At 64.8% G+C, this 25,354-nt stretch carries 25 protein-coding genes; 10 read left to right on the top strand and 15 right to left on the bottom strand.

Going from position 1 to position 25,354, the window contains the following annotated elements:
* Positions 1 to 60: 60 nt before the first annotated feature.
* A complete protein-coding gene (locus DOD19_RS19300) occupies positions 61 to 900 on the top strand; it encodes a GyrI-like domain-containing protein (RefSeq protein ID WP_112187380.1) in 840 nt (279 codons plus the stop codon).
* A 2-nt stretch (positions 901 to 902) separates the two neighbouring features.
* Positions 903 to 2,015, top strand: a complete 1,113-nt coding sequence (locus DOD19_RS19295) for an alpha/beta hydrolase (RefSeq protein WP_112187378.1) — start codon at positions 903 to 905, stop codon at positions 2,013 to 2,015.
* A gap of 34 nt (positions 2,016 to 2,049) precedes the next feature.
* On the opposite strand, the gene DOD19_RS19290 is transcribed toward DOD19_RS19295, so the two are convergent.
* On the bottom strand, positions 2,050 to 3,171 hold the full coding sequence (locus tag DOD19_RS19290; protein ID WP_112187376.1) for a beta-ketoacyl-ACP synthase III: 1,122 nt from the start codon (positions 3,169 to 3,171) through the stop codon (positions 2,050 to 2,052).
* 225 nt (positions 3,172 to 3,396) lie between these two features.
* A complete protein-coding gene (locus tag DOD19_RS19285) occupies positions 3,397 to 4,620 on the bottom strand; it encodes a M20/M25/M40 family metallo-hydrolase (RefSeq protein WP_112187374.1) in 1,224 nt (407 codons plus the stop codon).
* 257 nt (positions 4,621 to 4,877) lie between these two features.
* Between DOD19_RS19285 and DOD19_RS19280 the strand changes: the two genes are divergently transcribed.
* The 4 genes from DOD19_RS19280 to DOD19_RS19265 all read left to right on the top strand — a co-directional run bounded on the left by DOD19_RS19280 (position 4,878) and on the right by DOD19_RS19265 (position 7,682).
* Entirely contained in the window at positions 4,878 to 5,552 is a 675-nt protein-coding gene (locus DOD19_RS19280) for a histidine phosphatase family protein (RefSeq protein ID WP_112187372.1), read from the top strand.
* Positions 5,553 to 5,599: 47 nt separating this feature from the next.
* A complete protein-coding gene (locus tag DOD19_RS19275) occupies positions 5,600 to 6,364 on the top strand; it encodes an SDR family oxidoreductase (RefSeq protein ID WP_024977639.1) in 765 nt (254 codons plus the stop codon).
* A 29-nt stretch (positions 6,365 to 6,393) separates the two neighbouring features.
* Positions 6,394 to 7,308, top strand: coding sequence for an MBL fold metallo-hydrolase (locus DOD19_RS19270; RefSeq protein WP_112187370.1), 915 nt, complete (start codon positions 6,394 to 6,396; stop codon positions 7,306 to 7,308).
* Positions 7,309 to 7,409: 101 nt separating this feature from the next.
* The gene (locus tag DOD19_RS19265) at positions 7,410 to 7,682 is read left to right on the top strand and encodes a hypothetical protein (protein WP_024977637.1); all 273 of its coding nucleotides are present in this window, start codon (positions 7,410 to 7,412) and stop codon (positions 7,680 to 7,682) included.
* An 11-nt stretch (positions 7,683 to 7,693) separates the two neighbouring features.
* Here the strand turns inward: DOD19_RS19265 and DOD19_RS19260 are convergent, their stop codons facing one another.
* Entirely contained in the window at positions 7,694 to 8,560 is an 867-nt protein-coding gene (locus tag DOD19_RS19260) for a LysR family transcriptional regulator (protein ID WP_112187369.1), read from the bottom strand.
* Positions 8,561 to 8,663: 103 nt separating this feature from the next.
* Between DOD19_RS19260 and DOD19_RS19255 the strand changes: the two genes are divergently transcribed.
* Positions 8,664 to 9,290, top strand: coding sequence for a LysE family transporter (locus tag DOD19_RS19255; protein ID WP_112187367.1), 627 nt, complete (start codon positions 8,664 to 8,666; stop codon positions 9,288 to 9,290).
* A 183-nt stretch (positions 9,291 to 9,473) separates the two neighbouring features.
* On the top strand, positions 9,474 to 10,529 hold the full coding sequence (locus DOD19_RS19250; protein WP_112187364.1) for a hypothetical protein: 1,056 nt from the start codon (positions 9,474 to 9,476) through the stop codon (positions 10,527 to 10,529).
* 74 nt (positions 10,530 to 10,603) lie between these two features.
* Here DOD19_RS19250 and DOD19_RS19245 read toward each other — a convergent pair whose 3' ends face one another.
* From DOD19_RS19245 to DOD19_RS19220, 5 genes are all read right to left on the bottom strand, one after another.
* Positions 10,604 to 11,845: an MFS transporter gene (locus DOD19_RS19245; RefSeq protein WP_112187362.1), complete on the bottom strand. Its 1,242-nt coding sequence runs from the start codon at positions 11,843 to 11,845 to the stop codon at positions 10,604 to 10,606.
* A gap of 742 nt (positions 11,846 to 12,587) precedes the next feature.
* The gene (locus DOD19_RS19235) at positions 12,588 to 13,625 is read right to left on the bottom strand and encodes an AI-2E family transporter (RefSeq protein WP_024977632.1); all 1,038 of its coding nucleotides are present in this window, start codon (positions 13,623 to 13,625) and stop codon (positions 12,588 to 12,590) included.
* The gene (locus tag DOD19_RS19230; RefSeq protein WP_024977631.1) at positions 13,622 to 14,293 is read right to left on the bottom strand and encodes a DUF1345 domain-containing protein; all 672 of its coding nucleotides are present in this window, start codon (positions 14,291 to 14,293) and stop codon (positions 13,622 to 13,624) included. Before DOD19_RS19230 ends, DOD19_RS19235 begins: the two co-directional genes overlap by 4 nt.
* Positions 14,294 to 14,381: 88 nt before the next feature.
* Positions 14,382 to 14,684, bottom strand: a complete 303-nt coding sequence (locus tag DOD19_RS19225) for a hypothetical protein (RefSeq protein WP_024977630.1) — start codon at positions 14,682 to 14,684, stop codon at positions 14,382 to 14,384.
* 127 nt (positions 14,685 to 14,811) lie between these two features.
* A complete protein-coding gene (locus DOD19_RS19220; protein WP_112187360.1) occupies positions 14,812 to 15,198 on the bottom strand; it encodes a hypothetical protein in 387 nt (128 codons plus the stop codon).
* Positions 15,199 to 15,618: 420 nt separating this feature from the next.
* On the opposite strand from DOD19_RS19220, the gene DOD19_RS27750 reads away from it, so the two are divergent.
* Positions 15,619 to 15,786 (top strand): DUF6726 family protein, encoded by a 168-nt coding sequence (locus tag DOD19_RS27750; RefSeq protein WP_200869051.1) that lies wholly within the window; start codon positions 15,619 to 15,621, stop codon positions 15,784 to 15,786.
* Positions 15,787 to 15,915: 129 nt separating this feature from the next.
* Here the strand turns inward: DOD19_RS27750 and DOD19_RS19215 are convergent, their stop codons facing one another.
* Complete coding sequence (locus DOD19_RS19215; RefSeq protein WP_239498044.1) at positions 15,916 to 16,464, bottom strand: GNAT family N-acetyltransferase; 549 nt, start codon at positions 16,462 to 16,464, stop codon at positions 15,916 to 15,918.
* A 157-nt stretch (positions 16,465 to 16,621) separates the two neighbouring features.
* Between DOD19_RS19215 and DOD19_RS19210 the strand changes: the two genes are divergently transcribed.
* Positions 16,622 to 17,599: a DedA family protein/thiosulfate sulfurtransferase GlpE gene (locus DOD19_RS19210; protein WP_112187358.1), complete on the top strand. Its 978-nt coding sequence runs from the start codon at positions 16,622 to 16,624 to the stop codon at positions 17,597 to 17,599.
* Between the two features lie 373 nt (positions 17,600 to 17,972).
* Here DOD19_RS19210 and DOD19_RS19205 read toward each other — a convergent pair whose 3' ends face one another.
* The 6 genes from DOD19_RS19205 to fliF form a co-directional block, all read right to left on the bottom strand.
* A complete protein-coding gene (locus DOD19_RS19205; protein WP_112187557.1) occupies positions 17,973 to 19,547 on the bottom strand; it encodes a flagellar hook-length control protein FliK in 1,575 nt (524 codons plus the stop codon).
* Positions 19,548 to 19,585: 38 nt separating this feature from the next.
* Positions 19,586 to 20,050 carry a flagellar export protein FliJ gene (gene fliJ, locus DOD19_RS19200; RefSeq protein ID WP_024977626.1) on the bottom strand — a complete coding sequence of 155 codons (465 nt, stop codon included), beginning with the start codon at positions 20,048 to 20,050 and terminating at the stop codon, positions 19,586 to 19,588.
* 108 nt (positions 20,051 to 20,158) lie between these two features.
* Positions 20,159 to 21,607 (bottom strand): flagellar protein export ATPase FliI, encoded by a 1,449-nt coding sequence (gene fliI, locus DOD19_RS19195; protein WP_112187356.1) that lies wholly within the window; start codon positions 21,605 to 21,607, stop codon positions 20,159 to 20,161.
* Positions 21,597 to 22,334, bottom strand: a complete 738-nt coding sequence (gene fliH, locus DOD19_RS19190) for a flagellar assembly protein FliH (protein ID WP_024977624.1) — start codon at positions 22,332 to 22,334, stop codon at positions 21,597 to 21,599. Before fliH ends, fliI begins: the two co-directional genes overlap by 11 nt.
* 35 nt (positions 22,335 to 22,369) lie before the next feature.
* Positions 22,370 to 23,362, bottom strand: coding sequence for a flagellar motor switch protein FliG (gene fliG / locus DOD19_RS19185; protein WP_024977623.1), 993 nt, complete (start codon positions 23,360 to 23,362; stop codon positions 22,370 to 22,372).
* Positions 23,359 to 25,194, bottom strand: coding sequence for a flagellar basal-body MS-ring/collar protein FliF (fliF, locus tag DOD19_RS19180; RefSeq protein WP_112187354.1), 1,836 nt, complete (start codon positions 25,192 to 25,194; stop codon positions 23,359 to 23,361). The genes fliG and fliF overlap by 4 nt, the downstream gene beginning before the upstream one ends.
* Positions 25,195 to 25,354 lie beyond the last annotated feature (160 nt).

Here is a 25,354-nt window from a genome sequence, read left to right as displayed (position 1 = left end):
GCGCACATTTGCGCAATCGCTGCACCGCGCGAAGCGTGCCGGGCGACTATGCTTTGCCGCATGAAGCCGCGCACTGAACACGACTACCACCGCCGCATCGCCCACGTGATCGAAGCGATCCTGGCCGACCCAGCAGCCCCGCACACGGTGCAGAGCCTGGCGGCGGTGGCGCACCTGTCGCCGTTTCACTTTCATCGCATCTACCGGGCGCTCACTGGTGAAGGCGTGTTCGAAACCGTCCAGCGCATGCGGCTGGCGCAGGCCGCGCGGCGTTTGAGCGGCGCAGAAGATTCCGTCACCGATGTCGCCCTGAATGTCGGCTATGGCAGCCCGCAGGCATTCGCCCGTGCCTTTCGCGAATTCACCGGCGTAAGCCCGCGCGCGTTCCAGAGCCGGCAGCAGGCGTTGAATGTGCGCAGCGCAGATACCGCAGACCTGCCGCCCATCGAACTGATCGAGCAGCCGCCTCTGCACGCACTCTGCCTGCGCCACGACGGCCCCGTCGCAACCATCCGTCAGACGTTCGTCATGCTGCGGCAACTGCTCGGCATCGATATGGAATCGGCGGATGCGCCCGACCGCATTGGCGTCTGCTATGGCGATCCGGAAACGCCCGGCTCGTTCGAGTACTTCGCGGGCGTCATCCTCGATGCGCCGCGCGCCATGACCGGCCGCTTGCTGCCGATGCGCATCGAAGGCGGCCTCTACGCTTGCCACCGGCTGATCGGCCCTTACGCGCTGATCGCGCCCACCATGCAGGCGCTCTACGGCGGCTGCCTCCCAAGCTACGGCTTCGATCCGGACGACCGGCCGGCGCTTGAGTTGTATCGCAGCCCAGGGCGGCACCATCCGCCGCGCGCCTGCGTGACCGATCTGATGATCCCCATCCGCAAGGAGTAAAGATGCTGCATCGTTGCCTTGCCGCCGCACTGGCGGCCTTCGTCATGGGCGCAGCTTATGCCGGTTCGGCAGACGCGTCCGCTACGCCTTATCACGTGGGCGAAACCACCCGCGCGTTCCACCCTCAGGCTGAACGCCACTGGCGCGGGGCGCTCACGCACGCGCTCATCACCAACGTCTGGTATCCGGCGGACGTTTCTGTGCCGGAGGTTTCGCACAACATCGATGCACTAGGCCGGTCGCCATTCCGCATGCAACCCTCTGCGGGCGAAGCGCCGGTCGCGTCAACGCATGCGCAATATCCGCTGCTGGTGCTTTCACACGGCACTGGCGGCACGGCCGGAAGCCTCGATTGGATGGCCGCTGCGCTGGCAGCGAACGGCTACATCGTCGCGGGCGTGAACCACCCGGGCAACACGGCGCTGGAACCGCTCACGCACGACGGCTTCATGCTGTGGTGGGAGCGCGCCACCGATGTGAGTGAAGTACTGGATGGCGTTCTCGCCGATCCCGTATTGGGCGCGCATGTCGACCGCACGCGCATCGGCGCAGTGGGCTTTTCGTTGGGCGGGTATACGGTGCTGGAGCTGGCCGGCGCGCGCACGGATGTCCCGGCATTCATGGCGTTCTGCGGCTCGCCGCAGGCCGATGCGATTTGCCATCCGCCGGAGATGGCCCGTGCGCAGATCAACCCAGCAGCTGACACCACAAGGACACCGCAAACGGAAGCGTCGCTCGCCCGCTCCGGTGCGTCCTACCGTGATGCACGCATCAAGGCTGTCTTTGCGATGGCGCCTGCAGTCGGCATGGCGATGGATGCCACGTCGCTCGGCAACATCACCATCCCGGTTTCCCTGATGGCCGGAGATGCGGATACCACCGTGCCCATCGACACCAACGTGCGCCGTGTCGCCAAACTGCTGCCCAAGGCGGATCTGCTGCTGGTGCCAGGCGCGTCGCATTACACGTTCATGGATACCTGCCTGCCCGGCGGTGCCGCCCATGTGCCGCTGCTGTGCAACGACAACCCCGGCGTGGATCGTGATGCGGTGCATGCCCAGGCCGTGCGCCGGGCGCTGGATTTTTTCGGGGCGACGCTACCCGGTCAAACCTGAGTGTCGCCCGCCGGTTGATGTCGACGCCAGTCGATTACTGCTTCTGTACCGCCACGCTGCCGATCGAATAGCCCGCACCAAACGAGCAGATCATGCCCAGGTCGCCGGACTTCAGGTCGGCACGATGACGGTGGAACGCGATGATGGAACCCGCTGATGCGGTGTTGGCAAACTCATCCAGGATGACCGGCGCCTCGTCCGCCGACGCATCGTGCCCAAGCAGGCGCTTGCCGATCAGCTGATTCATCGCCAGGTTGGCTTGATGCAGCCAGAAGCGGCGCACGTCGGCCGGGACATGGCCCAGTTGCTGCAGATGGGCGGCAATGTGTTCGGCGGCCATCGGGCAGACTTCCTTGAAGACCTTGCGGCCTTCCTGGCGGAAGAGCTGATCGCGGTCCTCCGGGTTGCGGTCTTCGCTGCGCGAGAGATAGCCGGCGTTGTTGCGGATGTTGTTGGAAAAGCTCGTCGCGCATTTGGTGCCGAGCACACGCCAGGCATCGGCGGAGCGTGTGTCTTCTGCCCGTTCGACCAACACGGCGGTGCACACGTCACCGAAGATGAAGTGGCAGTCGCGGTCTTTCCAATCGAGGTGGCCGGAGGTGATTTCCGGGCTCACCACCAGCGCGGCGCGCGCCGTGCCGCTGCGCACGGCATTGATGGCCTGTTCCAGCCCGAATGTGGCTGACGAGCACGCGACGTTCATGTCGAACGCGTAGCCGCCCGCGCCAATGCCGTTCTGAATCTCCACGCCCAGTGCCGGATACGGACGCTGGAAGTTGGACGTCGCGCACAGCAACATGTCGACGTCGGCAGCATCGCGGCCGGCAGCGGCCAATGCATCGCGCGCGGCCGCCACGCCAATCTCGGCTTGCAGCGACAGCGCATCATCGGGGCGCCGCGTCAGATGCGGGCGCATACGCGTCGGGTCCAGCACGCCGGCCTTGTCGATCACGTAGCGCTGGCGAATACCCGAAGCCTTCTCGATGAACTCCGCCGACGACTCCGCCAGCGCCGTCAGATCGCCTGCGGCAATCGCCGTGGCGTGCTGCGCGTTGTAGAGCTGCGCGTAAGCGTTGTAGGAGGCGACCAGTTCCTCGTTGGTGATGACCTCGGGCGCGACCCACAGGCCCGTGCCGCTGATGACGACGTCGTGCATACCCGGAATTTGTTAATTTTTCGTGGCGGCGACGATAGCACATCGGCCGGGCAAGGCGGGGCGCGGGATGTGGTCGTTTACATCTAGTGTGGCCTTGCGCTGCCGCGCGCACATGCGCAGACGCCGCCCCAACTCCGCGCCCAGCACTGGCACTGCCAGCAAAACAAAACGGGTGACAGCACCGCTCTGTCACCCGCCCTTTGTTGCGTACCGCCGGCGTGGAGCTTACTTGCTCGCGGCAAGCTCCATGATCATGCGCGACAGCAGATAGAGGCGCGGCACGACGCTCTCTACTTCTGCGTATTCCTCCGGCGTGTGGATGCCGCCGCCAACGATGCCGAAGCCATCGAGCGTGGGCGTGCCGACACCGGCCGACAGGCTGGAATCGGCCGCGCCGCCGCTGCCTTCAAGCGTCAGCTTGCGCCCGATCTCACCGTAGATGGCTTGCGCCTTGGCGGCAAGCTGGTCCGACGCGGCATTGCGCGGCATCGGGGGGAAGCCGCGCACCAGCGAGGCCTTCACTTCCGTATCGGCGATCAGCTTGTTGGCCGACACGCGCGTCATGTCGCGTTCCACGCGGTCGAACTCCTCCGGCACGGCCACGCGCACGTCTGCATAGGCCGTTGCATGGTCGGGAATGACGTTGGTTGCGTCGCCCGCCTTGAGCACGGTCACGTTGAAGGTCGTCTGCTTGGCGCTGTCGCCCAGCTTGCCGAGCTGCAACACCTGGTGCGCCAATTCGTTGGCGGCGTTGCGACCCGACTCGGGTGCCACACCGGCGTGCGCGGCCTTGCCTTTGATGTCGATCTCCGCCGTGCCGCTGCCCTTGCGCCACACGACCAGCCCATCAGCGGGCCGGCCAGGCTCCAGGTTGAGCGTCACGTCATGCTGTTTGGCCTCGCGCTCGATCAACGCGCGCGTGCCCTTTGAGCCGGTTTCCTCGTTGGTGTTGAGCAGCAGCGTGACTTGCCCGTACTGCCTGAAGTCGAGCTGCTGCAGAATCTTCATCGCGTACAAGCCCGCCACCACGCCGCCCTTGTCGTCCATCACGCCGGGGCCGTAGGCGCGCTTGTCCTTGATGGTGAACGGCTTGGCGCGAGCCGTGCCGTCTTTGAAGACTGTGTCCATGTGGGCCATCAGCAGAATGCGCGTCTTCCCAGTGCCCTTCCAGGTAGCGAGGATGTTGTTGCCCACTGCCGGCGCGGCGGGCACCGTTTCCACCTGGGCGCCGGCCTTGCGCAGTTCATCGGTGACGATGCTGCCCATCTGGCTGAGCCCCGCCTCGTTGCCCGTTCCCGAATCGATATTCACCAAGCGCTCAAGCAGGTGCAGTGCGTCGCCACGGTAACCCTCTGCGGCGGACAGCACCTTGGGATTGGCATCGGCAGCGGAGGACAAACCTGAGGCACACAGCAGCAGCGCAGCAACGGCAAGGCGGGATGGTTTCATACGGGACCTTTGTAGCGGAGTGGCAAAACGGCCATTACACACAAGATCGGTGCTTGCGGGGGCAGCGATGTTGCGCGAGGCGCACGGGTGTCACCCGCAGCTTGTCCTGGCAGACGAGTCATGCAGTGGCGGCGGGAAGCGCGATCAAGCACCGGCCCAACTATTCATTGCATGCATTACCGGTCATTCAAAGAATAAATTTCACAAATAATGCACACCCCGCTAATCTGATCCCCCTTTGATTTGGCGAGCAGACGATGGCGGAGCTTTATCTCGTACGGCACGGACAAGCCTCGTTTGGCGCGGCAGATTACGACCGGCTCTCCGAACGCGGCGAGCAGCAGAGCGTCTGGCTCGGCGAATATTTCGCGCGGCAGGACATCGTTTTTGATCGCGTCATCTGCGGCACATTGCGCCGCCATGAGCAGACCGTCGGCGGCATCCTGCGTGGCATGGGCATGTCGGGCACAGCGTATGAGCAGCACGCCGGGCTGAACGAATACGACTTCCAGGGGCTGTTTGCCGCGCTCGGCGAAGATTTTCCGGAGCTGACAGAGTTGGCGTCGGGCTCGATGCGCGATCACTACCGGGCGCTCAAGCAGGTGCTGCATCTGTGGTCGGACGACAAGATTCGCGGGCCGCTGCCAGAGACCTGGGCCGCCTTCCAGCAGCGCGTGGCCGATGCGCGCGCGGCCATCCAGGCCGGCGGCGGGCAGCGTGTGCTGGCGATCAGTTCCGGCGGCCCCATTGCGGTGACCACGCAGCAGGTGCTGGCCGCACCGCCCACCAGCGCCATTGCGCTGAACCTGCAGATCCGCAACAGCAGCGTCTCGCAGTATTTCTTCAACGCCGAATCGTTCCAGTTGGCCACCTTCAACGGCGTACCGCATCTGGACGACCCGGCGCGACGCGCATTCCAGACATACGGCTGATCGCCCAGGCGAACGCCCACAACACACAACCATTGGAGGAGCACACCATGAGCACGAACCTGTTCGACCTGACCGGAAAGATCGCCCTGGTCACCGGCGCCAGCCGCGGCATTGGCGAAGAGATTGCCAAGCTGCTTGCAGAACAAGGCGCGCACGTGATCGTGTCGAGCCGCAAGCTGGCCGACTGCGAAGTCGTGGCAGAACGCATCCGCGAAGCCGGCGGCAAAGCAGAAGCCCTTGCCTGCCACGTCGGCCGCATGGAAGACATTGCGGCGGCGTTCGACACCATCCGCCGCAAGCACGGCCGGCTCGACATCCTCATCAACAACGCGGCGGCCAACCCGCACTTCGGCCACATCCTCGACACGGATCTGGCGGCCTATGAGAAGACCGTGGAGGTGAACATCCGGGGCTACTTCTTCATGTCGGTCGAAGCGGGCAAGATGATGAAGGCGCAGGGCGGCGGCGCGATCGTCAATACCGCGTCGGTCAACGCACTGCACCCGGGCGACAAACAGGGCATCTACTCCATCACCAAGGCCGCCGTGGCCCACATGACGCGCGCCTTCGCCAAGGAATGCGGGCCGTTCGGCATTCGCGTCAACGCGCTGCTGCCGGGCCTGACGAAGACCAAGTTCGCGGGGGCCCTGTTTGAAGACAAGGCCACGTATGACCGGTGGATCAGCGAGATCCCGATGCGCCGCCACGCCGAGCCGCGCGAGATGGCCGGCACGGTGCTTTACCTCGTGTCGGATGCAGCGAGCTACACCAACGGCGAGTGCATCGTCGTTGATGGCGGCATGACGGTCTGACACCGGCCGAGCCACACGGAGCAAGCGAGATGGCGACCCTGCCCCACGCAACGACGGCGCGCGCCGACTTCGGCCGCGTGTCGGTGTTCTTTGGCGAGAAAAGCGGGAAATATCCCGACGGCAACCAGGTCGTCATCCGCGGCTCCGACACGCTGGCCGCGTTCGACACACCGCTCGTCTCCAACCACATCGGCCCCGAATTCGACGCGACCGAGCTGGTGGTGATGGGCCACGTGCATGAAGACCACATGGCGGGTCTGCACCGGCTGCCCCGCGCGACGGTGTACGTGCATGAAGCCGATCTGGCCGCCGCCCGCAGTTGGGACGGCATGGTCACCACGTACGGCCTGGACGAGGCAACCGCCCCGGCCATGCTGGAGAAACTACAGCGCGAGTTCTTTTATGCCCCCCGCCCCGATGCGCTGGGCTATGAAGACGGCGCGCAGTGGGACCTGGGCGATACGCACGTCCGCGCGTTTCACATGCCGGGGCACACCGCCGGCCACACCGTTCTGCTGGTCGAGCCCGAAGGCGTGGCTTTTATCGGCGATATAGACCTGACCGGCTTCGGCCCTTACTACGGCGACGCCTGCTCAAGCCTGCGTGATTTCCGCCGCAGTTTGGCGCGCCTGCCGGACATTCCGGCCAAGGTGTGGGTCACGTCGCACCATCGCGGCGTCTACACCGACCGCGAGCACTTTCTGCGCGACCTGGCGACGTATACGGCCAAGCTCGATGAACGCGAACAGCGCCTGCTGACCATGCTGCGCGAATCCCCCAAGACACTGGCGCAATTGGTGGAGCAACGCCTGCTGTATCCCCCGGGCTACGAGACGTTGTGGGTCGTCAGCGCGGAAACCCACACGATTTCGCAGCACCTGGCCGAACTGCAGACTGATGGGCGGGTGCAGGTGGACGAATACGGCGTGTACCGGGTCGACTGAGGCGCCCGTCGCGGTGATGCAGCGCGCCCGCAACATCGTCCTTGAAATCTGTGGATACCTGTATATATTTACAGTAACTGTAAATTTATACAGCACTTGCCATGGACGACCTGATCCGCATCGAAAACGAGTACGACCGCCAGACGGTGCTCTGGCTGCGCGAGCGCCTGGGTGAACAGGCGCTGAACGAAGTCGTGTTGCGCATGGACGGCCGCGGGCAGCCATATGCGTCGGAAGTCTGCCGCACGCTGGGCCTGACGCCGCCGCCGCGCAAGCGGGCGACACCGCGCGCGCGACCGCTCAACCGGGCCGTTGGCGAGGCATATCTGGCCGCTATTCGCGGCATCCTGGGCGGCGGGCACGCAGCGGCGTAAGCCGCCGTGCGTTAATCCGCAAGCGTGGCGGCCGTCTCTTCACGCAACCAGGCGAGCCACGCGCCGGCCGCGCTGTCGTCAGCAATAGGCGCATCGGCCAGCAGGTAATAGCCCGAGCCGTCACGCCGGAACCCTTCGGGCGCGATCAGCCGCCCATCTTTCAGGTCATCACCGGCCATCAGCTTTGATGCGATGGCCGTGCCCTGCCCCGCCAGGGCTGCCTGCAAGCTCAGATAGAAATGTTCGTAGCGCGCCTCGGGCAACCGACCACGCGGCCGCACCATGCCGCTGGCCCGCCACCATGCCTGCCATGCATCGGGGCGCGTGGCCGTGTGCAGCAGCCGTCGGCGCACGGCGATATCCGCTTGCGGGGCGTGCACCGGGCCGATCCACTCATCGCAGATGGGCGCCGCATGCACGTGTGCGGGCCATGCAAAGTCATCGCGGCGTAGTGCGACGTCCACACCTGTGCGTGCGAAATCGATGGGGCCACCCGCCGCAAACAGATGCACCTGGATGGCCGGATGCCGCGCCTGAAAGCGCGACAGCCGCGGGATCAGCCACCGCATCGCCAGCGTCGGCTCGCAGGACACCACCAGCGCTGAAGATGTGGCCCGACGGGCAATACGGTCAATGCTATCTGTGAGAATCGCGAACGCATCAGTGGCAGCCGCGTGCAACTGCTCGCCCGCAGGCGTCAAGAAGACCGCGCGGTTGCGCCGCTCAAACAAATCTACCCCTAACGACACCTCAAGCTGCCGTATCTGTCGGCTCACAGCGCCATGCGTAACGTGCAACTCTTGCGCCGCGCGCACGAAGCTGCCATGCCGGGCGGCAGCTTCAAACACACGCAGGGTGTTCAGCGGAGGCAGGGCCATCTGTCAGTTTTTCTCACCGAAAAACGGCATCATAAATCGATTTTCAGCGATGACGGACCCATCCAGAATCGGCGCATCCTCACTTTGCGACTGCGCATCTGACATGACCGAACTCCTTGCTGTTGCCGTCATCACCATCCTGGCCGTCATCAGTCCGGGCGCGGACTTTGCCATGGTCACGCGCAACAGCCTGCTGCATGGGCGGCGCGCCGGCGTGCTCTGCGCGTTGGGCATTGCACTGGGCGTGCAGGTGCACGTGTTCTACACGATGTTCGGAATGGGACTGCTGATTGCGCATGCTCCGGCGCTTCTGCAGGGCATCAAGCTGGTGGGCGCGGCGTACCTGGTGTGGATTGGCTGGAAGACGCTGTCGGCCAAGGCGTTGCCCAACGGTGAGGCAACCGCCCACGGCACCAGCACGCCGACGCTATCGACCCTCGCCGCGCTGCGCATGGGATTTCTCACCAATGCGCTCAATCCAAAAACGACGTTGTTCGTGGTCAGCACGTACACGCAGGTTGTTCACGCGGGCACGCCGCTGGCCGCGCAGTTCGGCTATGGCGTGTTCATGTCGGCGGCGCACGCGGTGTGGTTTGCGTTGGTGGCGGCGGTGTTTGCGTCAGGTGCGTTGCGACGTTCGCTGCTGGCACGGCAACGCATCGTGGACCGCGTGATCGGCGTGATCCTGATCGGGTTGGGATTGGCGCTAGGGCTCGCGCGGCTTGCGTGATTTCAGGCAGAGCGGCCTGCCCGTGCCTGCGCCCATGCCATCTGCCCCAGGTCTTCTGCTGCATTAACAGGCGCCAGCCCGTTTGAGACAGTGCCCTCGCGCCCTGCCCGTCGCCACGCGGCGATGGAGGCCATCGCGCAACCCCGCTGACTCGCAGCACAACCTCACACCTGGAGTGCAACCATGCAATGGAATCGCGCCTTCACTGACCTCATCCGCAATGGCCGCGCGGCTTACTGGGGCAACTGGACGCTCGCCCCCACCATCAGACCCGGCGCCGTCGGTTTTGTGTCGCCCGACACCGGCGACTTCACACCCGTCAAGCCGGAAACGCCGGGCGTGGCAGTCAACACGCGCACCGTCCCCAATCAATGGAAGCTGTCGACCAACAACGTCCACCGCACGGAGACCAACGTCAAGCTCGATGGCTCGGCCACCGATCCTGAAAGCGGCACCAAGATCAACGCGGGCGTGGAAGTGAAATGGGAGTTCTCGTCGGTCGGGTCGATCGCCTCGGAATTCGGCATTGCCTCGGAGTCGTACATCAACGACCTGACGCAGCTCACGCGGCCCGAGACAATCAAGTGGCTGGCCGAGCAGGCACAGTCGGTCAGCATGGGCTCGGGCGGCAACATCGCGCAGGGCTTCGGCGTGGTGACCAGCGTGATCCTGGCCAACAGCGGGCTGAACGTGGGTTCGCAAGACAACAACTCGTCGTTCTCGATCACGGGCTCGGCGGGTGCCGTGCATGACATGCTCGGCAGCGCGACGGGCAAGGGGTCGTTCGTGTCGGTCAACCAGACAAAGAGCGTCGATCAGCACCTGTGGCCGTTCGAGCCGGGCAAGCAGGCGCCGGCGCCCATTCCGGTGGCCTACACGTTTGCTTCGTTCGACGGCAACCTGCTGATCCCGAACTGGATCACGCGCCTGGGCGGCTTCGAGATCTACTTCAACAACAAGCCGGGCTGCACCTACGTCACGCACATCAAGCTGCGCTACAACACGCCGCAAGGCCCACGCAGCGACGAGTTCTCGCTCAGCGGCGGCATCTCCAAAACGGTCGCGAACATCCCGCTCAACGCCACCAATATCCAGGTGGACGTGAAGTTCCAGGGCGTGGTGAACAGCGACAACTACTCGTTCAACTGGCCCAGCCCGCTAGGCCAATGGCTGACCGGCCGGCGCGAGATCGAGATGACCGGCGTGTGGCCGGGCCAGACCCACGCCATCGAGAAGTAACGCCCAAAGCAAAGCGGCGGAGCGTCCTGGAGGGGACGTCCGCCGCGCTGTGTCTGTATGCCGTATGCGGCGCGTTACGCCGCCTGCTGGCGCTTGCGCTCGATATCCGGCAGGAACACCGTCAGCAAACCGATGAGCGGCAGGAACGAGCAGAGGTGATAGACGTTGTAGATGTCGGTTGCGTCAGCCAGCTTGCCGAGCACCGCGGCGCCAATGCCGCCCAGCCCGAACGCGAATCCGAAGAACAGGCCCGACACCATCCCGACCTTGCCGGGAATCAGCTCCTGCGCATACACGAGGATGGCCGAGAACGCCGAGGCCAGCACCAGCCCGATGATCACCGTCAGCACGGCGGTCCAGAACAGGTTGGCGTATGGCAGCAGCAGCGTGAACGGCGCCACGCCCAGGATCGACACCCAGATCACGACCTTGCGGCCCACCCGATCACCAATCGGCCCGCCCACGATCGTGCCGACCGCCACCGAGAACAGGAAGAGGAACAGGAACAGCTGCGACGTCTGCGCCGACAGGTGGAACTTGGTGATCAGGAAAAACGTGTAATAGCTGTTCAGGCTCGCCAGATAGAAGTACTTGGAGAACAGCAGCACGACCAGCAGCGTCATCGCAAACGCCACCTGCTTGCCCGGCAGCCTGACCGCGGCATGCGCCCGGCCGCCCGCCTTGCGGCCATGGCCTGCGGCACGTTCACGCTTGTACCAGCCGCCTACGTGATAAAGCACGAAGATGGCGATCAGGGCCGCGATCGAGAACCACGCGAGGCTGTGCTGCCCATACGGCATGATGATGATTGCCGCGAGCAGCGGACCCATCGCGCTGCCCACATTGCCGCCCACCTGGAACAGCGACTGCGCCAGCCCATGCCGGCCGCCCGACGCCATACGCGCCACGCGCGACGATTCCGGATGGAAGATCGACGAGCCCGTGCCCACCAGCGCCGCCGCCAGCAGCACCGTGCCAAAGTTGGGCGCCATCGACAGCAGCACCAGCCCCACCAGCGTGAAGCCCATGCCCACCGACAGCGAATACGGCTTCGGATGCTTGTCGGTATACAGCCCGACCATCGGCTGCAGCAGCGACGCCGTGATCTGGTACGTGAGCGTGATCAGCCCGATCTGCGAGAAATCGAGGTGGAAGTTGCCCTTGAGCAGCGGATAGATCGCCAGGATCAACGACTGCATCATGTCGTTGAGGAAGTGCGCGAAGCTGATGGCGCCGATCACGCCAAAGCCGGTCTTGTCGGCCTGCGCGGCGGGGGCTGCCGATGCAGCGGCCGTGCCGTTTGCGGTGGTTTGCATGATGGTTTGAGGTAACGAGGATGAGGCGAGGAAGCGCTCAATCTTGCGCCTAAACGGTGCAGGCGTGTTACCGCAAATTCGACAACGATTAACGCAAACCAGACAATTTGCTGTCGGGGCAAAAGCGTCAGCCCGCGCGGCGCCGTTTCCACCAAAACACCGGCCTTCTTCCCGCAAACCCTTGCCCAGCTTGCCCTGGCAGGCAGCTAACGTGTTAGCCATTTTCGCGCGCGGGGCTACTCCGTTCGGAGCATGGCCGCTCAGGAGACGCTTTCTATACTCGCCAGCATGGACTGCAACACGACGCCGGAAGCAAGCGCAAGGCGCCAGTGCCGACAGCCTGACGGAACCCGCTGCGTGAGCAACTTCACACGCACAACGATCCGCAAACTGAACCGATGACCAGCGTCCACGATGCTGCACACCGGCCAACACGGGAGGGGAGCCATGATGATCCTGCTAACGGGAACGCTATGCCGCGCGATGGGAGACCTTTTTTATCAGGCCTTGCTCGACGACCGGGTCGTCTGCTGCTTCGTCACGTCCGAAGCCGTGGATGTCACCGGCAACGCCACGCGCCCGCCGCCCGCTTCGTCCCCGTGTACCGACCCTCGGCTCGCTGACGTCTCTCGGTCAGCGAGTTATTGCGCGCCCCTCGTCCCGTAGGGCGCGCTCTTTTCTGCCGATGCCGTCAGCGCGGGGGCGCTGGCGGGTCACCCCGCACATCAATGCGAGAAACGTCTCAGCCGATCAGCCCGGCGTCCGTCAACTCGCGCTTCATATAGGCGTAGACCACCGGCGCGGCAATCACGCCGCCCACGCCAAACAGCGCCTCCATCACGATCAGCGCGAGGATGAGTTCCCACGCGCGCGCATCGATGCGGCTGCCGATGATGCGCGCGTTCACGAAGTACTCCAGCTTGTGCACCACCACCAGAAAGATGAGCGATGCCACCGCCAGCTCCAATGAGGCGGTCACGCTCATCACCACGATGGCCGTGTTCGAGATGAGGTTGCCCGCCACCGGAATCAGCCCCGCCACGAAGGTCAGCAGGATCAGCGATTTGGAATACGGCACGTGCTGACCGAACAGCGGCAGCGCGCCCAACAGGTAGATGGCGGCGAGCGCCGTGTTGAGCGCGGAGATCTTCACCTGCGCAAAGACCACCGCCTCGAATGCGTCGGTCAGCCGGCTCAGCCGGTTCACCAGTGCTGCGGCCAGCGGCTTGTGGTGCTCGGGATCAAGCGTGTCCGACCACGCCACCATCGTCCCCAGGATCAGCCCGACCAGCATCAGTGCGCTGGCACGCAACCCGTCGATACCGAGGGTCGACACCTGATGGCCGTGCTCCTTGATCATCTGCACGAGCTGGACGCGCAGCTCAGTCACCGACTGCGGAACGTAAGCGACCACCGCCGCCGGCAACGATTCCCGCACGTTGTCGAGCACGTCGGCAATGCGCGTGAGCATGCCTTCGAGCCCATGCCCGTGCTCCACCAGGCGGCCGATCCCGATGCCAAGCCCTGCAAGAATGAGCGCGGCGATCACGGACACGCAGATCACCGCGGTCGCCTTCGCGCGCTGCGACAGCCTGCTGCGCTCGCGCAAGCGCGCCTCCAGCTTGCGCGCCAACGCATAGACGAGGAAGCCGGCAATCGCGGCCGGCAACAGATGCAGCCACAGCACTGCCGCAATCATGGCCGCCACCAGCACGTAGCTGATGGCGTTGATGGAGCGAGTGGGTGCGCTGGGAGAAAGCTCGGGAGGCAGCATCGTCATGAAAACAGGCCGGCAGCAATGTTGATGGAGAGCGCGAGGATGCTCGTATTGAAGAAGAACGACAGCAGCGATTGCCCCAGCACCGCTCGCCGCATTGCACGCGAGCGAATGCCGATATCGGCCGTCTGACTGGCGACCGCGATCGTAAAGGAGAAGTAGAGGAAATCCCAGTAATCGGGGTCAAGCTGCTCGTCGGGAAACTGCAGCGGCGGCTCGTGGGGCGCACGGTAATACAGATGCGCGTAGTGCACCGTGAACATCATCGGCACCATGAGCCACGCGCCCAGCACCGTGATACCGGTGAACACGTAGTGCGACGTCTGCGCATGCCCCGCCGACTTGGCTGTCGCGAGTTCAAACGCAATGGCCACCATGCTGGCCACCACACCGAGGCAGACCACCGCCAGCACGGCCGAGGTACGCTCGTCTTCACGGCGGGCGACGGCGCGGATGCGGTGTGGGTCTGCGCGCAGCATCATCACCGTGATCAGGAGGAGGTACGCCCACACGGCGATGTCCCAGCCGAGCAACAGGCGCGCAAGCCACCCGTGCGCTGGCACAACAGCGACCGCAACGGCGCCCAGCGCAAACGCAGACAGCAGGCGCGGCCGTGTCGCCGCAAAGCGGGAAACCTGGGAAATCTCGGAGGACTTGTCTTGCGGGTTCACATGCGCCTCAGGTGCGTGCTCGGGATTGTTCACACAAGGCCGGCAACGCCAGCCGATGAGGCGACATGGTAGCCGCTTCAGCGCAGCATCAGGACGGCGAGAGCATCGAAGCAAACGAACGCTTGCAGCGTTCCTGCAGGCGCTCGTGCGTTGAGAGCTGCTCTGCGATGACGGTGGCTTCCGGATACACGCGGCACATGCCGATCATGGCGGTCTCCAGCGACCCCTGCGAGCCGGCCTGGAACTGGAATTGCTCCAACACCGTGTCGTCGGCATCGCGCACAGTGATCTGGAATGGGCCCGGCGTTACGGTCGCACAGCCGGCCAGCATGGCGACCGCGGCCAGCGTAAAGCACAGAAGGGAGCGGGGCGGACGACGGAAACGAATCATCATGGCTTCCTGGTTGCGATGACAGTGAGACGCCGCAATGGCAACTCGGTTCGCAATCATCGCGCTTCCCGGTGACACAAACAAAAACGCCCGCAGTGTGCGGGCGTCTTTGCGGGAGGAACCAGGCTCAGGCCACGGCGCCTTCGGTGTACGGGTCGAACTTGCTGCCAGCCTTGGCGCCTTCGGTGTAGGTATCGAACTTGCCGGCACGGGCCAGTGCGCCTTCGGTGTACGGATCAAACTTGCTGCCGGCCTTGGCGCCTTCGGTATAGGTATCGAACTTGCCGGCACGGGCCAGTGCGCCTTCGGTGTACGGATCAAACTTGCTGCCGGCCTTGGCGCCTTGGGTGTACGGGTCGAACTTGTCGCCAGCCTTGGCGCCGTCCGAGTACACGTCGAAGCGTTGGCTGATTTGCGCAGCACCTTGCGTGTACACGTCAAACTTGGCTGCGGCCAGTGCCGGCACGCTTGCCAGGGCGATCAAGGCAGCGATCAGGGTGCGTTGGGCTTTCATGATGTCTTCTCCAGATGGGCGCAGCGCGTCAGGCAGGTGATCCGGGCATTTCCTGGATCTTCTTTTTCGCTGCGGCGCCGCATTCGATGGAGTCATCGTAGGCGAGGCTGTTCAGACAATAAATGTCGCGACAGACAATTTATTGTTGCGATATGTGAAATTACGGGAAAACCCGCATCAACAGTGGCTTTGCGGCCTGGAGAAAAGGCTGGCAGGAAAATTTGCGCAAACAAAGAATGTGACTTTTTCACCCAAAGTCAGCGTTGTACGGCTTTCGAACGGATTTTATTGTTGCGCTCTGATGCATCGCATCATGGTTTTGAGACCCGCACAGATTGTCATTTCCCGATACAAACGCGCACAGGTTGGCGAATGACTCTGTGTCACACTGCCCGGCATTCGCTTTCAAACCCACCCACGATGAAACGCCTTCTGCTCGCTGTGTCCTTGCTTGGTGTTGCTCTCCTTTCGGGCTGCGGCGTAGTGGCCGCGCCGTGCCGCGTGGCATCTGCGGGCCTGAAGATGGTGCCGCTGGTCGGGCATGTGGCGGCCGCGCCCACTGACGCCTGCGCCGACATCATCGATTGAGCGCAGTGACCAATAGCCTCTGAATTGGGCTCAAAACTGTGATGCGTTCCGGAGGAGTCAACGCTGGCCTTCTCGACTACTTTGGTTTTTCGCTGAACCTCTTTGATGGGTTCAGCTAGCGCCCTCACCTCACAAGACTCGCTGCATCAGCAAACAATCCAGCCAGCGTCCAAACTTGTAGCCCACCGCCTCCAGCACGCCCACTTCCCGAAACCCGCAGCGCGCGTGCAACTTGGCTGATCCCGGGTTTTCGCGGCCGCCGCCCACCACCGCCACCATCTGCTTGAAACCGCGCGTCTGGCATTCCCGGATGAGCGCCTCCAGCAGCAACGTCCCAACGCCCCGCCCTTGCGCTGCAGTGTCAAGATAGATGGAGTCTTCCACCGTATGGCGATATGCGGGCCGAGCACGATGCGGGCCGGCATACGCGTAGCCGAGCAGCACACCGCCGGCTTCGGCCACAACGTAGGGCATGCCGGCATCCTGCAGTACGTGAAAGCGGCGCGTCATCTCGGCCAGATCGGGGGCGTCGATCTCAAAGCTGGCGGTGCCGGTCTGCACGTGATGTGCGTAGATGCCGACGATGGTCGGCAAATCCGCCACGGTAGCCGGACGAATGGCGATGGCACCAGATTCATGCACGGAAGGGGCAGCGTCGATGGGCATTGCAGAAGACATGGCGACAGGATTCAGAAGCGGTATGAAGCGTTCATTGTCACGCCAATTCCACACGAACCCCATATCACCGAGCGCATTCCGGTGACATGGCTATCGGGCGGCGCCGGAATGCGGTAACTTGGCGGACGCTTTCGCCCCCCGCCGCGCCCCTCCTGCCATGCATGACCTGTTTCCCCTGATCGCCGAATACGGCGCGTTTGCCGTGTTCCTCAATGTGCTGCTGACGCAAGCCGGTGCACCGCTGCCGGCCGTGCCGACGCTGCTGGTGGCCGGCGCGCTCACGTTCCATGGACCGCTCTACCTGATGGAGCTGGCGCCCGCCGCCGTGTCAGGCGCACTCCTGGGCGACGGCCTGTGGTACTTCGCAGGCAAGCGCTATGGCCGGCACGTCATGGCACTGCTGTGCCGCGTCTCGCTGTCGCCCGATTCCTGTGTACGGCGCACGCGCACGCAGTTCGAACGCTGGGGCGCGCCGATGCTGCTGATTGCGAAGTTCGTTCCGGGTTTGTCGACGGTGTCGTCTGCGCTGCTGGGCACAATGCGCACGCCGTTCAGCACGTTCGCGCTGTACAACCTCGTGGGCTCGGCAGCTTGGGCAACGCTCTGGCTGATGCTGGGCCGCGTGGCGCATGACAGCATCGACCAGGCGCTGCGCCAGCTCGACCAGCTCGGCACGCGTGCCGTACTGCTGATCGCGTTGCTTGCAGCGGTGTATGTGGCAGCGCGCTGGCTGCAGCGCTGGCGCTTTCGCAAGATGCTGGAGTTGGCGCGCATTTCGCCCGATGAGCTGCACGCACTCATCGAATCAGGCGCGGCCCCCGTCATCATCGACGTGCGCGCCGACAGCTCGCGCATGCTGCAGCCGCAACGCATTCCGGGGGCGATGCTGTACGACATGTCCGCCAGCCACCGCGCGATCGAGATTGATGGCCCCGACCGCGAGATCATCATCTACTGCGCCTGCCCCAACGAGGCGTCTGCCGTGATGCTGGCGCGCACGCTGATGGGACGTGGCTTCAAGCGCGTGCGTCCGCTGCATGGCGGTATCGATGCGTGGGTGGCACGCGGCTACGGCGTAGAGCACGTGGTGTCGGTCACGCCCGCCACACTGGCAACGGCCGAGGCGGGCGCCTGAGGCTTCTCCACGTAGCGGCTCAACGACGAAGCCCGCACACAAAAACAAAAAGCGCACCTCGCGGTGCGCTCTCCCGTAAGTACGGCAAACATGCGGTGCGCCAGCCCCCCGGCTCGGACACCCCGCATCGGTCCGTGTGCATCCGCCCGTGGACGGATGTGGCGAAATGATCCCCGTTTGATCCCTTCTTCGCCAGTCGGACTTGACCCCCTTGTTATTCATTTGCAACGCTGCCGCATCAAACGTATGCGCGGCGTGCTCGCGTTGTTATTTCCCGTCCTTCTTTCGTTGCCTTGCGGCTGGCCATTTATGCATGGCACTCCTGCGTACTAACGGCCGGCTGGCATCAAACTTTAGGCACCGCCGGTAATCGTCACGCGAATGTATCGATCGCGCCTTCGTGGCTGGAAACACGGCGCGGCGCCACCGTCGACGTATCGGCGCGGTCTTGCGAGCCGCCGCTGCCATAGCGGCTGCCGCTGCCCCCGTTGCCCGAACCGCTGCCTTGGTTTTGCGCCGACGAGCCTTGCGATGCGCTCTGCTGCTGGCTGAAGTCACCCGTGCTGACGGACGTTTGCGCAAGCTGCATCCCGCCTTGCTGCATGGCGTCGCGCAGGCGCGGCATGGCGTCCTGAACGAGTTCGGCCACGGCCTGGTGCTGGCAGACAAAGCTTGCGTTGACGGCGCCGTTGTCCACTTCCAGCTTGACGTGCATGCCGCCCAGGTCGGCCGGGTTCAACTGCAGCTCGGCTGACGATTGGCGATGCACCTGCATGAACGCGAGCTGGCTGGCCATGCTCTGCGGCCATGCAGCATCGCCAAAGGTGGGCAGCGTGTGGACTTGCTGCGGCGTGATCGATGCCCCTGCCGTTGCGCCTGCGTTGGCGCTGCCCACCGCAAAGGTCGGTGCGGCCATGCCGGCGTCGCCATTGGCACGCGACAGCACGCCCTGGAACTGCATACCGTTGCCCTGCGCATTGGCTTGCGTGCCAGCGTTGTCCGTATTGCCGCTGTTACCGCCATTGCTGGCGTGGCTGGTGGCATCGGTCACGGCGGCGGTTGCCGGTTGCGCGACAGTGCTGTGTGCGTTCAGGTCGGTGCGGCGCGGCAGGCCGCGGTCGGCATTGGTGCCCTGTGCAGACGACGTGCTGCCGAGTTGGCGCACGGTGGCCGGCGTGTTGTCGGCAACGGCGCGCGTGCGGGCCATGGTCTGGGCCAGCGTGCCGCTGTCGGGCAGCGCGGTGGCGGGCGGCGTCGGCGTGTTTGCGGCGTTGGCTTTGGCGTCCTTGGCGGCGGGCAATCCGGCTTGGCCGGCTTGTGCCGTCGTGGCCGGGTCAGCGGCGCCCTGCGTCCCGTTGGCTGCAGCATTTGCGGCGGCCAGTGCGGCGGCGTCATTTGCGGACGATTTGCTCGCGACCGGCGTCGTCGCGTCGGCATCGGCGTTGGTATTCGATTGGGCAGCGGGCCGGGCAACCGGTTGTTGCGCAACTGCGGCCTGCTGCGCGGCCTGGCGTGCGGCCTCGATCTGGGCAGCCAGTTGTGCAGCCGGGTCAACCACGGCCTGCTGCGCCGCGGTATCGAGATCCTTGGCGGCAGGCAGCGCCGGCTTGGCGCTGGCCGTATCGGCGGTGCTGCTGGCCGGCGTGGTATTGGCCTGCGCCGGCGTGTTGGCATCGGCCGGATTGGCATCCTGATCGTTGCGCGCGGCGCCGTTGCGTGCGACGTCCTTGCGGGCGATATCGGCACGGCGGCCGGCATCGTCGGCGGCGGATTGCGCATCGGCGCGACGGCGCGCGGCGTCCTGGGCCAGTCGGTCCGACAACAGGTTGCCGAAGGTATCGGTGCCCGACGAGGAGGCCTGTGTCTTATCGGCGGCGGCAGTGTTGCCGGCCGACAGCATGGCGCCCAGGTCCTTGGCGGCGGCATTGGGGGTGGCACTCAAGCCCACGTTGACTCCATCTTGCGACTGCGTGTTCGCGTTGGTCTTCAATTGCCGCCCTGCGCCGCACGCATGCGGATCACCTTGGCGGCGTGTTCATCGTTGTCGCGCTGGGCACGGCGTTCTTCGTCCAGGCGCTGCTCTTCAATATGGCGCTGGCGCAGGATGTCGAACGACTGCTCGCGGCGCTGCTTTTCCAGCCAGTTGGCACGGCTCATTGCAAGCTGCTGCTCCAGCGAGTTGATGGTGCCCTTCTGCTGATGCACGGCATTGCCCAGGCGGTCGATAAAGGCCGCGTAGTTGCGCAGGCGCGTGATGTCCATGCCGCCTTCGGCGGTGCTCAGCATCTGCTGGTGGTAGTTGTTGCGGTAGTCGGACAGCAGCGCCAGCTTTTGCGTGGCAGCCTCGCGCGTGTTCATCAGGCGGCCGACTTCCTGCGTGGCTTTCTCGGTGTCCTTCTGGGCCAGTTCCAGCACAGTTTCGAGGCGGAACGGCTTGTTCATGGTGGTCATCGGTAGACCCTCCAGCTTCCCGTTACATCAACCCATCGGACGCAAACCCGGCGGCTTTAGCCTCCGGCTTGCGCAACGCCTGCGGTTTCACAGTGTTAAGCGAGCACATCACGCGAGCACTCCCTGCATCTTCTCCAGCGTGTGCTCGCGGCTTTCGTTTTCGAACATGCCCTGCTGCAGGAACGCTTCCATGTCGGGGTAGCGCGCGATGGCCTGGTCGGTCACCGGGTCGCTGCCACGCGCGTAAGCGCCCACGGCAATCAGGTCTCGGTTGCGCTGGTAGCGGGCATAGAGCTGCTTGAAGCGGCGGGCCGTGTCGAGCTGCTCGCGCGGCACGATGGCCGACATCACGCGGCTGATCGACTGTTCGATATCGATGGCGGGGTAGTGGCCCTGCTCGGCCAGCTTGCGCGAAAGCACGAAGTGACCGTCCAGAATGGCACGCGCCGCATCGGCAATCGGATCCTGCTGGTCATCGCCTTCGGCCAGCACGGTGTAAAACGCGGTGATGGAGCCGCCGCGCCCGTTGGCATCCACCATGCCGTTACCGGCACGCTCGACCAGCGCGGGCAGCTTGGCAAACGCCGAGGGCGGATAGCCCTTCGTGGCCGGCGGTTCGCCGATGGCCAGGGCGATCTCACGCTGCGCCATGGCATAGCGCGTGAGTGAATCGACGATCAGCAGCACGTTGCAGCCGCGGTCGCGGAAGTACTCGGCAATGGTGTGGGCGTAAGCGGCGCCCTGCAGGCGCATCAATGGCGAGGTGTCGGCCGGCGCGGCCACCACGGTCGAGCGTGCCATGCCTTCGTCGCCAAGAATCTCGTCGATGAATTCCTTCACTTCGCGGCCGCGCTCGCCGATCAGCCCCACCACCACCACGTCGGCTTCGGTGTAGCGGGCCATCATGCCCAGCAACACGCTCTTACCCACGCCGGAGCCGGCGAACAGACCCAGACGCTGGCCCTGGCCGACGGTCAGCAGACCGTTGATGGCGCGCACGCCCACGTCGAGCACATGCTCGATCGGCTTGCGCTTGAGCGGGTTCAGCGGTGCCGGGTTCAATGTGCCCCAGGCCAGGTCTTCATGCGCGCCCAGCGGCCCCTTGCCGTCGAGTGGCTCGCCGTTGGCGTCCACCACACGGCCCAGCAGGCGCGGACCCACGGGCAGGAACTTGCTGTGTGAAATCGTCGGGTTGGCGCCGTCTTCGCTCGTCACCGGCAGGCGTTGCGGCTCCAGCGGAAACACGCGCGCGCCGGGCACCACGCCCACCAGATCCGTTTGCGGCATCAGGAAGGCGCGCTCTTCGGCAAAGCCCACCACTTCGGCCAGCACGTGCCGGCCGTGCGGCAGTTCCACGCGACAGGCGCTGCCCACCGGTAGCTTCAGGCCCACGGCTTCCATGACCAGGCCGGCCACACGCGTGAGCTTGCCGCACGTCACCACCGGGCGTGCCAGACGCGCACGCAGCGCGGTCTGCTGCAGGTGGGTTTGCCACATGCGCACGTTGGGGTTGTTGGCGGTGTTCTGCGCTGCCGGCTGCATGGTCTCAGGCGACATGGAGTGCGCCCCCTGCCACGCGTTCGGCTTCCGCGCGCTCGCTGGCAAGCCATGCCGTATCGCGGCCCAGCGCGCGGGTCAGTTCGGCCCAACGGGTTTGCAGCGTGGCATCGGTTTCGCCAAAGCGGGTCTGCACGCGGCAGCCGCCGCGCTCGATGGCTGCATCGACGATGAGCGTCCAGCCGGCGGCGGCCAGCTCAGTGCCCAGCATCTGGCGGATCAGCTCTGCATCATCGGCATGCACGCGCAGCATGGCGGGCGCCGGTGCGGTGGGCGCGTCGCCCAGCACTTCGCGAATCAGCGGCAGGATGCGTTCGGGCTGCGCATGCAGCGCGCCGCGCAGAAACTGCTGCGCCAGTTGCAGCGCCAGATCGACCAGCTCTTCGGCAACGCTGCCGTTCAGTTGGTCGATCGCATCGCGCACGGATTGCATCAGCGTGGCGATGTGCTTTGAGTCTTCCTCACCCTGGCGGCGGCCTTGTTCAAAGCCATCCTGAAAGCCTTGCGCAAAGCCATCGCGGCGGCCTTCGTCGCGAGCGGTGGCAAGCTCCGCGTCAAGCGCGGCCTGCCATTCCTCTTCGGAAATCGGCGGCTCTTCAGGCTCGGGCGGCGGCGGGGGCGGCGCGGCTGCAGCGGCGGCCAGCGCTGCCTGTCGCTCGAAGTCGGTCGGCTCCCACGGCTGGCAGTTGACCAGCGTATCGCGCGGGATGATCGGCGGGCGCGGCATCTCAGCGCTCCGTCACAACATGGCAACCAGTGCGGTCAGACATAAGCGTCCTCCGCCTTGCGGCCGATCGTGATCTCGCCTTCGTCGGCCAGGCGGCGCGCAACGACCAGGATTTCCTTTTGTTGCGCTTCGACTTCCGACACCTTGACCGGGCCGAGCACTTCCAGCTCTTCCTTGAGCATCGTGCCGGCACGCTGCGACATGTTGGCGAACACCTTGTCGCGGAACTCCTGCTTGGCGCCCTTGAGGGCCACCACCAGAACGTCCTGGCTGATCTCACGCAGCAGCGTCTGCAGCGCACGGCCGTCCAGATCGATCAGGTTGTCGAACACAAACATCTTCTCGACGATGGCGTCGGCCAGTTCCGGATCGCGCGAGCGCACGCCTTCGATGACGGAGCTTTCCACGGCGCTCGGCACCAGGTTGAGGATTTCCGCTGCCGTGAGCACGCCGCCCATCGCGTTCTTCTTGCGATGGTCGTTGCCTTGCAGCAGCTTGGTCAGCACGTCGTTCAGCTCACGCAGGGCGCTGGGCTGGATGCCGTCGAGCGTGGCGATACGCAGGATGGTGTCGTTGCGCAGGCGCTCGGTGAAATAGGTCAGGATTTCCGATGCCTGATCGCGATCCAGGTGGACCAGGATCGTGGCGATGATCTGCGGGTGTTCGTTGCGGATCAGCTCCGCCACCGACGATGCATCCATCCACTTGAGGCCTTCAATGCCGCTGGTGTCACCGCCCGACAGAATGCGGTCGATGATGTTGGCGGCGCGGTCGTCGCCCAGTGCCTTGCGGAAGACGGTGCGGATGTACTCGTTGGAATCCACGTCCAGCGGCAGGTCTTCGGCTTCGATGAAGAACGCGTCAAAGGCGTCCAGCACACGCTCGCGCGACACGTTCTTCAGCGCGGCCATGGTGGCGCCCAGCTTCTGCACTTCGCGCGGGCCCAGGTGCTTGAGCACTTCGGCGGCTTCGCTTTCGCCCAGCGACATCATGAGGATGGCGCTGCGTTGGAGTCCTTCGGCGCTCATTCGTTACTCACCCATTGTTTGATGACGGCCGCGACTGCGCGCGGATTGCTCTGCGCCACGCGGCGCATGGTCTCGAGCTTCTTCTCGAAGTCGTTGTTCTTGAGTTGCGGCAGCGCGTCCGGCATATCTTCGGAATCGGCGCCGGCAGCCGCCGGGCCTTCCAGCTCAGGCCCGGCCGAAGCCGCGGCACCGGTGATGATCGGAGCGTTCGGATCTTCGCCTTCACGGCCGACGAAGGTGGGCGTGGCTGCCTCGGCCTTCTTGCCCATCGAGCGGATCGCCGGGCGGATCACAGCGAACACCAGGATCAGGAAGCCGATTGCCAGCGCCAGATACTTGGCGGCCTGGATGGCGTACTGGATCATCTCCGGCTGCTTCCACAGCGGCAGGTCGTCCTTGGCCATCGGCAGCGTGCCAGAGAATTGGCTGTTGACCACGTTCACGGAGTCGCCGCGCTTGGCGTCAAAACCCACGGCATCCTTGACCAGCGCGTTGAGATTGGCCATCTCGGCTTGCGACAACGGCTTCCAGGTCTTGCCGTCGCCACGGTAGTTGACCACCACGGCCACCGACAGGCGGCGCACGGTGCCCACTGCGGCGCGGGTGCGGCGCACGGTCTTGTCGACTTCGTAATTGGTCGTGGTGTCGCGGGTGCTCGACGAATTGCCGCTGGTTGCGGTACCGCTCGTGTTGGCAGCCGCCGCTTGTTGCGGTTGACCATTCGGGCCGGTTGCGGCCGGTTGCGAGGCCGAGGCCGGAGCCGGTGCGGTCGGCAACATGCGCGGTGCGGTTGGCGGTTGGTTGGACAGCGCGCCGGGCACGCCGCCCTGTGCGTCGGCCTTGTTCTGCGTGGCTTCAGCGGTGTGCGTGCTGCGCACGGCTGCGTTGGCCGGGTCCTGGTTCGGACGATACGTCTCGGCCATCTGCTCGGTGTTGTCCAGATCGACGTCGGCCGTCACCTGCGCACGCACGTTGTCTTCGCCCACCACGGGGCCCAGGATGGCTTCGATACGTTTGATATAACCCTGCTCGACGTCGCGCACGTAGCTCAGTTGCGTCGGGTCGAGGCCCGAGGCGGTGTCCTGGAACGACGACGACAGCAGGCGGCCCGATTGGTCGACCACCGTCACGTTGGCCAGCGGCAGGTTCGGCACGCTGCTCGACACCAGGTGGCCAATGGCCTGCACCTGCGAGCGGTCAAGCATGCGGCCCGGATACAGCTTGAGCAGCACCGACGCGCTGGGCTTGGCCTGCTCACGCACGAACACCGACGGCTTGGTCATGGCCAGATGCACGCGGGCGGACTGCACCTCCTGCATGGCCTGGATGGTGCGGGCCAGCTCGCCTTCCAGGGCGCGCTGGTAATTGACTTGCTCGGCAAACTGGCTGGTGCCGAATTTCTGGTTCTCCATCAGCTCGAAACCGGCTTGGCCACCCTTGGGCAGACCTTGCGAAGCGAGCTTCAGACGGGCTTCATGCACGCTCGTCTCGGGCACCATGATGGCGGTGCCGCCTTCGGCAAAGCGATACGGCACGTTCATTTGCTGCAGCGCAGCGATGATCGCCCCACCGTCGCTGTCGGACACATTGCTGTACAGGACGCGGTAGTCCGGAGCACGGCTCCACAGCATCGCGGCGGCAATGACGGCCACCAGCGCGGCACCGCCGATCATCATCAGCAGACGCGGCGACAGACGGCCGAGCGGGCCCAGGGCGCCCAGCGCACCTGCACCTCCCGCTTTCTGACGCGTCATCGCGCCCTGGCCCACCGCCGGCATATCCACCGTACCGAGCGTGTCGGCGACAGCAACCGAATCGGCTGTCGTTGGCATCCCAAATCTCCTGACTGACTACGTTGCTTGAGCGCTCACCCAATGTCTGGGCATGGCTCCGTGGTTGCCATTATCGGCAGTGGGTGCGCAAGCAAATCGGCAAGAAGAGGGCCTTTTCCCGTTCTTTTGGGCGCTTGGGAACCGCGGGCGGGCGGCTACC

It is taken from the genome of Ralstonia sp. GX3-BWBA (genome assembly GCF_003290055.1).
GTDB classification, from domain to species: domain Bacteria; phylum Pseudomonadota; class Gammaproteobacteria; order Burkholderiales; family Burkholderiaceae; genus Ralstonia; species Ralstonia holmesii.
The sequence above is the reverse complement of the archived record's forward strand: the minus strand, read 5'-3'. Positions and strand labels throughout refer to the sequence as shown.

Coding starts and splice junctions, on each gene's coding strand:
- DOD19_RS19290 (WP_112187376.1), bottom strand. CDS start 3,171: ATGCACGACGTCGTCATCAGCGGCACGGGCCTGTGGGTCGCGCCCGAG.
- DOD19_RS19295 (WP_112187378.1), top strand. CDS start 903: ATGCTGCATCGTTGCCTTGCCGCCGCACTGGCGGCCTTCGTCATGGGC.
- DOD19_RS19270 (WP_112187370.1), top strand. CDS start 6,394: ATGGCGACCCTGCCCCACGCAACGACGGCGCGCGCCGACTTCGGCCGC.
- DOD19_RS19210 (WP_112187358.1), top strand. CDS start 16,622: ATGCATGACCTGTTTCCCCTGATCGCCGAATACGGCGCGTTTGCCGTG.
- DOD19_RS19265 (WP_024977637.1), top strand. CDS start 7,410: ATGGACGACCTGATCCGCATCGAAAACGAGTACGACCGCCAGACGGTG.
- fliG (WP_024977623.1), bottom strand. CDS start 23,362: ATGAGCGCCGAAGGACTCCAACGCAGCGCCATCCTCATGATGTCGCTG.
- DOD19_RS19250 (WP_112187364.1), top strand. CDS start 9,474: ATGCAATGGAATCGCGCCTTCACTGACCTCATCCGCAATGGCCGCGCG.
- DOD19_RS19215 (WP_239498044.1), bottom strand. CDS start 16,464: ATGTCTTCTGCAATGCCCATCGACGCTGCCCCTTCCGTGCATGAATCT.
- DOD19_RS19260 (WP_112187369.1), bottom strand. CDS start 8,560: ATGGCCCTGCCTCCGCTGAACACCCTGCGTGTGTTTGAAGCTGCCGCC.
- DOD19_RS19280 (WP_112187372.1), top strand. CDS start 4,878: ATGGCGGAGCTTTATCTCGTACGGCACGGACAAGCCTCGTTTGGCGCG.
- DOD19_RS19235 (WP_024977632.1), bottom strand. CDS start 13,625: ATGACGATGCTGCCTCCCGAGCTTTCTCCCAGCGCACCCACTCGCTCC.
- DOD19_RS19275 (WP_024977639.1), top strand. CDS start 5,600: ATGAGCACGAACCTGTTCGACCTGACCGGAAAGATCGCCCTGGTCACC.
- DOD19_RS19245 (WP_112187362.1), bottom strand. CDS start 11,845: ATGCAAACCACCGCAAACGGCACGGCCGCTGCATCGGCAGCCCCCGCC.
- DOD19_RS19285 (WP_112187374.1), bottom strand. CDS start 4,620: ATGAAACCATCCCGCCTTGCCGTTGCTGCGCTGCTGCTGTGTGCCTCA.
- fliF (WP_112187354.1), bottom strand. CDS start 25,194: ATGCCAACGACAGCCGATTCGGTTGCTGTCGCCGACACGCTCGGTACG.
- DOD19_RS27750 (WP_200869051.1), top strand. CDS start 15,619: ATGAAACGCCTTCTGCTCGCTGTGTCCTTGCTTGGTGTTGCTCTCCTT.
- DOD19_RS19255 (WP_112187367.1), top strand. CDS start 8,664: ATGACCGAACTCCTTGCTGTTGCCGTCATCACCATCCTGGCCGTCATC.
- DOD19_RS19220 (WP_112187360.1), bottom strand. CDS start 15,198: ATGAAAGCCCAACGCACCCTGATCGCTGCCTTGATCGCCCTGGCAAGC.
- fliI (WP_112187356.1), bottom strand. CDS start 21,607: ATGTCGCCTGAGACCATGCAGCCGGCAGCGCAGAACACCGCCAACAAC.
- fliH (WP_024977624.1), bottom strand. CDS start 22,334: ATGCCGCGCCCGCCGATCATCCCGCGCGATACGCTGGTCAACTGCCAG.
- DOD19_RS19300 (WP_112187380.1), top strand. CDS start 61: ATGAAGCCGCGCACTGAACACGACTACCACCGCCGCATCGCCCACGTG.
- DOD19_RS19225 (WP_024977630.1), bottom strand. CDS start 14,684: ATGATTCGTTTCCGTCGTCCGCCCCGCTCCCTTCTGTGCTTTACGCTG.
- fliJ (WP_024977626.1), bottom strand. CDS start 20,050: ATGACCACCATGAACAAGCCGTTCCGCCTCGAAACTGTGCTGGAACTG.